Source organism: Leucobacter sp. 7(1) (assembly GCF_900163635.1).
Classification (GTDB): Bacteria; Actinomycetota; Actinomycetes; order Actinomycetales; family Microbacteriaceae; genus Leucobacter.
In genome coordinates this window covers 19389-28754 of the sequence record NZ_FUID01000090.1, presented here as the reverse complement: position 1 = coordinate 28754, position 9366 = coordinate 19389, and the positions used below count along the sequence as shown (strand labels likewise).

8 protein-coding genes are annotated in these 9366 nt (G+C 64.4%); 4 read left to right on the top strand and 4 right to left on the bottom strand.

The annotated features are described in order from the left end of the window. The first annotated feature begins 19 nt into the window (after positions 1-19). Entirely contained in the window at positions 20-370 is a 351-nt protein-coding gene (locus FM113_RS18645; protein ID WP_369676701.1) for an HNH endonuclease signature motif containing protein, read from the top strand. A gap of 133 nt (positions 371-503) precedes the next feature. Here the strand turns inward: FM113_RS18645 and FM113_RS16185 are convergent, their stop codons facing one another. Then, positions 504-1406: a transferase gene (locus FM113_RS16185; protein ID WP_087015865.1), complete on the bottom strand. Its 903-nt coding sequence runs from the start codon at positions 1404-1406 to the stop codon at positions 504-506. A 109-nt stretch (positions 1407-1515) separates the two neighbouring features. Here FM113_RS16185 and FM113_RS16180 point away from each other — a divergent pair, with 109 nt between their 5' ends. Further along, positions 1516-2472, top strand: a complete 957-nt coding sequence (locus FM113_RS16180; protein ID WP_087015864.1) for a Gfo/Idh/MocA family protein — start codon at positions 1516-1518, stop codon at positions 2470-2472. A 20-nt stretch (positions 2473-2492) separates the two neighbouring features. Here the strand turns inward: FM113_RS16180 and FM113_RS16175 are convergent, their stop codons facing one another. From FM113_RS16175 to FM113_RS16165, 3 genes are read right to left on the bottom strand one after another with little or no spacing between them, the layout of a single operon-like run. Next, positions 2493-3425, bottom strand: a complete 933-nt coding sequence (locus FM113_RS16175; RefSeq protein WP_087015863.1) for a hypothetical protein — start codon at positions 3423-3425, stop codon at positions 2493-2495. 54 nt (positions 3426-3479) lie between these two features. Then, positions 3480-3686 carry a DUF6752 domain-containing protein gene (locus tag FM113_RS16170; RefSeq protein ID WP_087015862.1) on the bottom strand — a complete coding sequence of 69 codons (207 nt, stop codon included), beginning with the start codon at positions 3684-3686 and terminating at the stop codon, positions 3480-3482. Beyond that, positions 3683-5281, bottom strand: coding sequence for a trans-aconitate 2-methyltransferase (locus FM113_RS16165; RefSeq protein WP_087015861.1), 1599 nt, complete (start codon positions 5279-5281; stop codon positions 3683-3685). The genes FM113_RS16170 and FM113_RS16165 overlap by 4 nt, the downstream gene beginning before the upstream one ends. A 52-nt stretch (positions 5282-5333) precedes the next feature. Between FM113_RS16165 and glf the strand changes: the two genes are divergently transcribed. Continuing rightward, positions 5334-6473 (top strand): UDP-galactopyranose mutase, encoded by a 1140-nt coding sequence (gene glf / locus FM113_RS16160; RefSeq protein ID WP_217896041.1) that lies wholly within the window; start codon positions 5334-5336, stop codon positions 6471-6473. Positions 6474-6660: 187 nt separating this feature from the next. Beyond that, the gene (locus FM113_RS16155) at positions 6661-9342 is read left to right on the top strand and encodes an S-layer homology domain-containing protein (protein ID WP_087015859.1); all 2682 of its coding nucleotides are present in this window, start codon (positions 6661-6663) and stop codon (positions 9340-9342) included. Positions 9343-9366 lie beyond the last annotated feature (24 nt).

The following is a 9366-nucleotide window of genomic DNA, read 5'->3' as shown; positions in this document are numbered from 1 at the left end:
ATACACCCCCACCCCGGAAATGCAACGCCGCATCACCGCGAGAGATCTCCACTGCAGAGCCCCAGCATGCAGAGCCCCAGCCCACCGCTGCGACATCGACCATACAATCGCCGCCACCGACGGCGGACCCACCACGACCACAAACCTCGCACTGCTCTGCCGAGCCCACCACTCCCTGAAGCACCACAGTGACTGGCAACTTACCCAACTCCCGGGCGGGACACTGAAATGGGTGAGCCCCACCGGCCGCATCACAATCGACCGACCACCCAGCCGAGTCAGATTCAGCACCGACCCAGCACCCTCGAAGCCCCGAAGCGAACGGTCGACAGTGCCGCCCGAAGACCCGGACACACCCCACCCGTTTTAGGCGCGAGCGCGCTCGGGATCGAACGTACGCAAAGGGCCCGGCACTGGGTCACCAGCCAGCCCTCGCGTACACGAGCAGCCCGAGCGGCGGGTGTTCTCGGGGCCTCTCCGAGGAAACTCGAGGAGAGTACTCGCTACTTCTTGTTGTCGCCCAGGCGCTTGGCCGGGTTGCCGACGCGCACCTCGTTCTCGGGGATCGACTTGAGCGCGACAGCCCCGATCCCGAGCAGCGAGTCCTTGCCGAGGGTGAGACCCTGGATCACCGACGCGTTCGGCCCGATCCAAACGTCATCCTCGATCACGACGCTGCCGGAGATTTCGGCGCACGCAGTGATAATCACATTGCGCCCGATCCGGCAGTTGTGCGCCACGTGCACGTGGTCGTCGATCTTCGTGTAGTCGCCGACGACTGTCGGCGCGATCGTGCCAGAGCACACCGTAGTGAAGTTGCCGACCTCGCTGTGCGCGCCGAGGCGCACGGAACCGATGTGGGGCACGTGAAAGTTGTTCCCGTTTGCGTCCTTTTCGATCCCGAAGCCCTCTTCGCCGACAACGGCCTGGCTTTTCACGAGCGCGTGCGGGCCAACAACAACGTTGCGTCCGATCACGACGTGGTCGCGGATCTCGGCGTGCGCCTCGATCATGGCTCCCGCGCGAATGACGGTGAACTCCCCGATGTGCGCGGTTTCGTGCACGATCGCGGTTTCGTGCACGATCGCCGTTGCAGCGATACCGGGGGCCACCCGTGGGGCGAAGTGCCGGGCCACGGTTTGTCCAAACGCGGCGCGCGGATTCTCTACGGGAATGATCGCCCCGCGCCCCGGATCCGGCAGCTCCGCACCGCTCGGGGCGAAAACCACCGCACCGACCTCGAGCGCGGCGGCGAGGCCAGCGGCGAAACGATCGACGTCGCCCACGAAAGTGAGCGTGTCGGCATTCGCGTCGAGCAGGGGAGCGGGAACCGAGATGCGGAGGTCTGCGCCGAGCAGTTCCGCGGTGAACTCGTCGGCCAGGGCGCGTGCGGTGAGGTCCGTCATGCCCCCACCATAGCCCCGCACAGTGGGGAACAAGCAAGCACCCCGTACACTAGGACGGGTTTGTCCCGGAGCCTCGGGACCAAATCGCTCGCTACGCTGGAGGAGAATCATGGCCAACCCCAATATTGTGCTATTCGGTGCCGGAACGATGGGGCGCAACCACGCCCGAATCATTTCGTCCTCCTCACGTGCCAACCTCGTTGGCATTGTGGACCCGTTTGAGCAGAACGGTCGCGCCGCCACGGACCTCTACGGAGGCGAGTGGTACCCCGAGGCCGAGGCCGCGCTGAAGCACGCCGACGCCGTTGTGGTCGCCGCCTCAACCGAGTACCACTACGACATCGCCAGGCAGGTGCTCGACGCGGGTCTGCCCGTACTGATCGAGAAGCCGATCTGCCCGTCCCTCGAGCAGACCGAGGAGATCCTCGCAACCGCCGAGCGGCGCGACGTCCCCGTGCAGTGCGGTTTCTTGGAACGCTACAACGCCGGTGTAATCGCCGCGCAGTCGCTCATCGAAGAGCCGGTCTACGTGCGCGCCGAGCGGCACTCGCCATACTGGGCCCGCATCAAGACCGGGGTCGCCTGGGACATGCTTGTACACGACGCCGATCTCGTGTCGCGGCTGTTCGGCTCCGCCTCACCGAGCTCTGTAAGCGCCGAGCTTGGCTTTTTCCACCCCGAGTCGGTTGCGGGCGCAGAAGACGTGATCGACATGACGTTGCGTTTCCCGAACAACGGCATCGCCTCGGCATCGGCCAGCCGTGTGGGGCAGCGCAAGGTCCGGAAACTCACCATCCAGTCGCTGAACTCCATGGTCGAGGTTGATCTGCTGCTCCGCAGCGTCACGAAGTACCGCCACGCGAACATCGAGAGCACCGATGGCCGCGCGGGCTTCAAGCAGATGACCGAGATGGAAGTGCCCGAGGTCTCAGGTCTCGAGCCGCTCGCCGCACAGTTCGAGCACTTCGTTGATCTCGTCGGTGGTCAGGTCGATCAAGATGAGGAACGCCGCAGTATCCTCCCCGCGCACCGGATCATCGCCTCCGCCCTCGCCACCAAGGCGTAGCTCTCGGAGCGTGCGCCGGATCAGCCCGCGGCTACCGCGAAGCGGGTGAACTCGATGAGTCGCGGTGCGGGATCCGCCGCATCCTCGACATTCGCGGGCGTGATTGTGAAAGAATCCAGCGCGTTCGCGCCGCCGAGTCGGAAGCCGAAGGCATAGTCGGTGTCCTCGTTGAACGGCCCGACGGACTCCGGGTCGGCTTCGGCGCAGCCCGCAGCCGCCTTCGCGGTGACGGACCCGATCCGGAGCAACCCGGGGGCGGACGCAGCGAAGACGGCAGCACCGCTGTCCGATTGCGGCACGTCTCGGAACGGCATCGGGCCGAGTTCCCAGGTGCCTCTCGACTCTGTGCAGCCCGTGGCCAGCTGCCAACTGCCGTCGGACGCAAATGTGACAAACGCGGAGTCGTCGGGCCCACCCGGTCCGATCCAGCGCCCCGTGAGCGAGATTGCGTGATCCTCAATCCGGGTGAAGCGAGACGATTCCCCGGTAGCGTCAGTGAGGACAAGGAGGTCGCTCGTCACTTCCGCATCACGGGCCAAACTGACCGCTGTGATTGTGACGTCGTTCTCGCAGCCGATCTGGGTCATGGCACCGCCGCTTGTGGTGAATGCGCCGTGCGGAGCGATCCGCCACCAACCGTTGCTCTGATTGCAGCCATCGGACGCGAACCACAGTCCGTGCTCTGAGAACTCGAGGAAAGCTGTGGGGTTCGTGGGGCGCTCGGATGCCCATCGACCCACGAGCCCGGCCTCCAGCCCTTCGGCCGGATCCGGTGGCGTCGTGTCGGAGTCTTGCGCATCGGGAGTTTCGGTCGGCGGCTCAGTGAGGCTAGCCGGCCCACTCACGTTGTGCGGGCTTGTCAGCGGCAGCGTCACCGCATATGCAGTGAACACGCCCACGAACGCGAGCACACCCGCGCAGAGCATTCCGATGACGTGGCGCATGGTGGACATCTGTGGCCTCCCCCTGGCAACGGTGGTGCGATGGTACCCGTTCTGCGACGTAGCTTACGGCGTGAGTCGGGATTCGACTAGGTCGAGGAGCTCCGCGACGCGGAGGTTGTCTCTCCGGAGCTCGTCAAGTTCTGCCTCCAGCTGCGAAATGCGCTCCCGCTCATGCTGCAGTTCCACCGCGAGGTGGCGCACACGTCCGCCAGGCAAACGGTGCCGGAGTGCGTTGGTGAGACGGCCGGTGGGGCTTTGGTGCTCGGTCATGGTGTGCTCCTCCGGGATGAACGTGTGGGCCGGTCCAGTACGTGTGCAGAATCCGTGAGGCTCACGACCGCGCCGGTGGGGCGTCTGCCGGGCACAGTCCCTGACGTCCGTGCAAGGGTCGCAAACGAAAGTGACATGCCGAACCGGGCAGCCTCTTCCTCGAGTGCGCGCGGCACCAAATGCCAGCCGGTGGGATCCTCAAACCGAACATCGGCTGCGTGGTGTGCGTGGAATGTAAACCGGGCGTTCCCTCCGCTGCGCAGCGCCATACGGATGAGTCGCCAGGCTTGCTCCCGACCGTGGTCACCGATCTGCTCAAGCACATGGTTGGCGACGATATCGAAAGCGCCGGTGATTCCGGCATCACGGGGGGCGCTGAGCGAGGTGAGCCGGTACAGATTGGCGTGGTGGAACTCGACGTCCCCGTATGTCGAGGACGGCGGCGACGATTCGGCCGCGAGTGCGAGGGCCCGGTCACAGTAGTCCAGTCCGATGACACGTCGCGCGGAACTTGCGCGAGCGAGCGCGTGGGTCATTGTGCCCGAACCGCATCCCAGATCGATCAGTTGGGGTGCGTGCAGGTGATGTTGCCCATCAAGAATCCAGTCGGATCCGAGGGACCAAGCGCGGCCCGCAGGCTCAGTGGCATCGAGATTGGCGAAATGCTCGTCCCAGTATTCCCGGTGGAGGTTGAACGAGCCAAACCAGTTGTCGAATCGACGTTTGGTAGTGCGCGGGGTTTCGAGAACGTAGCCCGGGATCGGTGTGCGCCAGTTCGCGTCATAGTTGATAGTGAGCCAGTGATCGGCGTCGGCTGGCGCGGGGAATTCGGTCCCGTCGAGCGTGACCTGTGTAAACGGAAGGAGCTGATCCCGCCGCATCTCGCCACGAACATGGAACGGCTGATTGATCATGCCATCCGTGGAAAAGAACGCCGCAAAGACGTCGATATAGTGCAGGATCTCGCCGAGTTCGTTCCGAAATAGCAGCTGGAGGTGGGTGGCGCTGTGGCGGCGGATCTCATACCCAGCATCAGCGAGGCGGGCACCGACACGGAATCCCTCGTGCGCAACATCTGCGGGATGAGTGAACTCGGAAAGGTACGCAATGTCAGCGTCGTCGTCATGGGGGAGCAGCGACCCGGTGCGGATGCTGCCGAGCAACGTGCCCCCGACGATGAACGGGCGCAGACCGAGTTGCGAGAGCTCCTCAATGATTGCGGATGCACGGTCGATGATCCGGCGCTGTGCGACAGCTCCCATAGCCTCGAGCGCAGTGCCGAGACGACCCCACTTGTTCACTACCAATGGGTTGCCTGACACATCAACGACGCTGACGCGTGCGGGAGCGTCATCGAACTCGACCTCCGCAGCCCCCAGTTCTGTGCCGGTCGCTGAATCGTGAACACTGACGCGGGTGCGTCCGAGGAGGTAGGGCAGCAAAGCCTCGGGCCAGGGGAAACGGAGACTGTCCTTTGCGTGCTGCCGGACATCGATTGACCATACGCGTTGACCGTCGAATCGGAGGTCGATCGATACCGTGCCCGGCGGCAAGGAGGGGAGCGCAAGTGCGCTCGGCGTGACAAATGGCTGCATGGTGAGAGGGTCCGTACGGATGGGGACAGTCTAACGGCCTATGCTTGTCCCCATGGATCTTCTCGTTGTTGGATCAGGTTTCTTCGGGCTCACGATTGCCGAGCGCGCCGCAAGCGCCGGTAAAAAGGTTGTCGTGATCGACCGCCGATCACACATCGGCGGCAACGCCTACTCCGAAGCGGACCCGGAGACCGGGATCGAGGTGCACCGCTATGGTGCGCACCTGTTCCACACCTCGAACGAAACTGTGTGGGAGTACGTGAACCGCTTTACGAGCTTCACGAACTACGTCCACAAGGTGTACTCGAACTTCGAGGGCGAGGTTTATCCGCTGCCCATCAACCTCGGTACGATCAACCAGTTCTTCCGTTCAGCACACGGCCCGGACGCGGCACGTGCCCTGATCGCTGAGCAGGCCGCCGAGTTCGACACGAAGTCCGCGCAAAACCTGGAAGAGAAGGGCATCTCGCTGATCGGGCGCCCGCTCTACGAAGCGTTCATTCGCGATTACACCTCGAAGCAGTGGCAGACGCCGACCACCGATCTCCCGGCGGAAATCATTAGCCGCCTCCCCGTGCGCTACACCTACGACAACCGCTACTTCAACGACACTCACGAGGGACTCCCGACCGAGGGCTACACTGCGTGGCTCGAAAAGATGGCGGATCACCCGAACATTGAAGTGCGGCTCGATACCGACTTCTTCGACGAGTCGCAGCCCCTGAACAAGCGCGCCGTTGTCGGTACGGTCCCCGTCGTCTACACGGGCCCCGTGGACCGCTATTTCGACTACGCCGAGGGCGAGCTGGGTTGGCGCACGCTCGATTTCGAGCAGGAAGTGCTGCCGACGGGTGATTTTCAGGGCACCAGTGTGATGAACTACGCCGGATCCGACGTGCCGTACACGCGCATCCACGAGTTCCGCCACTTCCACCCGGAACGCGAGTACCCGAGCGACAAGACCGTGATTATGCGCGAGTTCTCCCGCTTCGCGACCCGCGATGATGAGCCCTACTATCCGGTGAACACCCCGGAAGACCGTGAACGCCTGCTGAAGTACCGCGAGCTCACGGGCGGTGAGAACGGTGTGCTCTTCGGCGGCCGCCTCGGCACCTACCAGTACCTCGACATGCACATGGCGATCGGCTCAGCGCTGTCGATGTACACGAACAAGCTGGAGGAGCTGCTGTAGCAGTACCGCTCTCTGCGCGGGAACGCCCGCCTCCCACCCCGGTGTGAGGCGGGCGTTCGCGGTTGTGAGCTAGGTGTTCGCAGGGCGCAGTCTAGCGGGTACCTGAGGAAATCGGCAGACTACACATGCCTCTGATCAGGAATTATGCTGGCCGCATATCTTGCCAGCGCTGGTCAGGAGGTAATCGATGCACCTCGTACTCAGAACCGCGACTGGCAGCGCCCTCATAGTGGTCTTGGTATTCGGTGCGGCCACGCCGGTGCTCGCGGTTGAGGTGCGAGGTGGTCGACCCGTCGCTGAGCGGGCCGTGTTGGATCCTGATCCCCGCGCGGATCCACAGCCTGATGCGGGTACTATTCCTCCCGAGGCGCCGCTTGTACCGGGGCCGAGTGATTCCGTGGACGATCCCGGGGCGGTACCAGGGGACGGCATCCCCGGAGATCCTGAGCTAGTCATCGAGGGGGCCACAGAGCCCGGCGACGTGGCCATCCCAGAAGACACCGGGGCAGAAATTCTCGAGGAGTCGGACGGCGCGCACCCGGACCGCGATACCGAGCTTGAGATGCAGGAGCTTCCTGCCCCCGCGCCCGGGGACGCCGGCGGTGCTGAGATTGCCGTGTCACAGATTCCCGAGCGAATTTCAGTTGAGGGCACGCTGATCGTGATTGCTGAGGAAGCGCCAATGCCGAGCTCCACCGCGCTTGCCAGTGCGGGCGAGGCGGCTGCGGATGTTTCTCCTGAATCTGCCACGGTGCTGAGCGACCCGCAAGTTATGCTCGCCACTGATGATGGAACTGTGCTTCCGCTGGATCCCAACGTGATTGCAGGTGCGGAAACCGGACAGCGGTTCTCTGGCGAGGTTGAATTGAACCCGGAGATCCGCGTCGAAGTCGCGGAGACGCTCACCGTGGCCGCACAGGTTGAGGGGGAAGCCGCGGCACCTCCAGTCGATCCGGCGCTCGATCCGGTGCCCGGTCAGGCGCCCGATCCGGGGTCTGATCCGGCGGTCGATTTGGCACCTGCTCCGCCGAACATATCCGCACCTCCGGCTGCACCTCCGGCTGCACCTCCGGCTGCACCTGCCGCCCAGCCGATCGTGGCCGAGGACGTGCTCGAAGCGGCCCTCGGCGAGGCGCGCGAGGGCGGCGAGCGGCTCCCCGTAGCAGGGCTCATCATTCCCGGAACAGGCACAGGAACCTCGACGCAGCCGAAGGCTCACGCGGCTGACGTCTTGTTCTACTCAGGCGGCGGGAACCCGAGTGACGGGCAGCTCTCCCAGTTGGTCCGAGACGCCGGCACCTACTGGGTGGGGCAAACCCGAGGGACCGTCTCGAGCCTCTCCGTGGGCCCAGTCAAGCGCAGCGGCAAGTTCGCGAGCAACCGTGGCATGCGGTGTGACGCCCGGAACCTGGACGCCCTGTGGGAGGATGCGGCGCGACAGTTTGGGCGCACCGCGAACAACTACATCGGTTCCGGGCGACACCTCGTGGTGTTTGTCGATGATGCCTGCGGGGCACTGGCCCAGAACTCTGCCGGGTGGGGGAGCTATGGTGTGATGCACAGCGGCGGCATGATCTGGGTGGATCTCGGTGCGCGCCACGCAGGAGGCCTCCCGATCACTGGAGTCACGGGGATGGTGACGCACGAGCTCGGGCACAACCTCGGGCTTGGACACGGGAAGTCACGGGTGTGTTCGGGGTCCGCGACGGACTCCCCGACCCGGGGCGGCGTTCCCCAGGCTCCCTGCTCAGATGTCGAATACGGCGACCCGTTCAACGTCATGGGGATCGGGGCATGGCGTGGCGACCGGAAGCCGCCAGCTCTCAGTATCGCGCAGCAGGACGCCTTAGGGGCCGCGGGATCCGGTGCCGTCCGCAAGGTTCGCCCAGGTGACGGGGCATCACAGACGTTTACCCTCGCCCCCACTGGGGACTCGAGCGGCCTGCGGGGGCTCAACGTGGCGGGGTCGGTGGGTGGCGAGTTCTATGTGGAGTTTCGCGCCATGAGCGGCCAAGACTCCGGAATGGGGCTGAAGTCCGGCAGCGTGTACGAGAGTGGGCAGACCCGCGGGGAGTACTTCACAGCGTCCGGGGTGCGGCTCGTGAAGGGAGAGCCAGTGCGGAACTTGAACGGCACGCACCGGTATGGCAGCACTGTCGTTTCCGTGCGTGACTCACAACTCGGGGTCACGGGGTTGTTCCAGACGGCGCGGAAGGGAAAACAACTGACGCCCTGGAACAGCACCGTACGAGTCGTGGTACTCGAGGCTGGAGCGAAGTCGGCGAAGGTGCGGGTGGACTTCATGCCGTTTGTCGACGTGCCGTACTCACACAAGTTCGCGGACGAGATCGCCTGGATGGGCACAAGTTCGCTCTCCACGGGAAGCGCCGTGGCCGGTGGGCTGCGAGAGTACCGGCCGAGTGACCGCGTCACCCGGGAAGCAATGGCGGCGTTTCTCTACCGGATGGAAGCACCGAAGAACTATCGGGCTCCGGCGGTATCTCCATTCGCAGATGTCCCGGTGAGTCACAAGTTCTACCGCGAGATCAGCTGGATGTACCAGACCGGACTTTCGACGGGCACCCGGCAGGCAACGGGCAAGCCAAAGTACCTCCCGAAAGCGCACGTGTCGCGCGAAGCAATGGCGGCCTTCCTCTACCGCCTCGAGAAGCCGCGGGGGAGCGCGCCGAAGGTGTCGCCTTTCAGCGATGTGCGACCGGGGCAGAAGTTCTACCGGGAGATCACCTGGATGTCGCAGGCCAAGCTGTCGACGGGCACCGCGCAGCCGGGCGGGAAGCCGAAGTACCAGCCTAAGACTGGCGTTTCACGTGAAGCGATGGCCGCGTTTCTGCAGCGCATGAACCGATGAAACATGACGAAAAACGCGATGTGA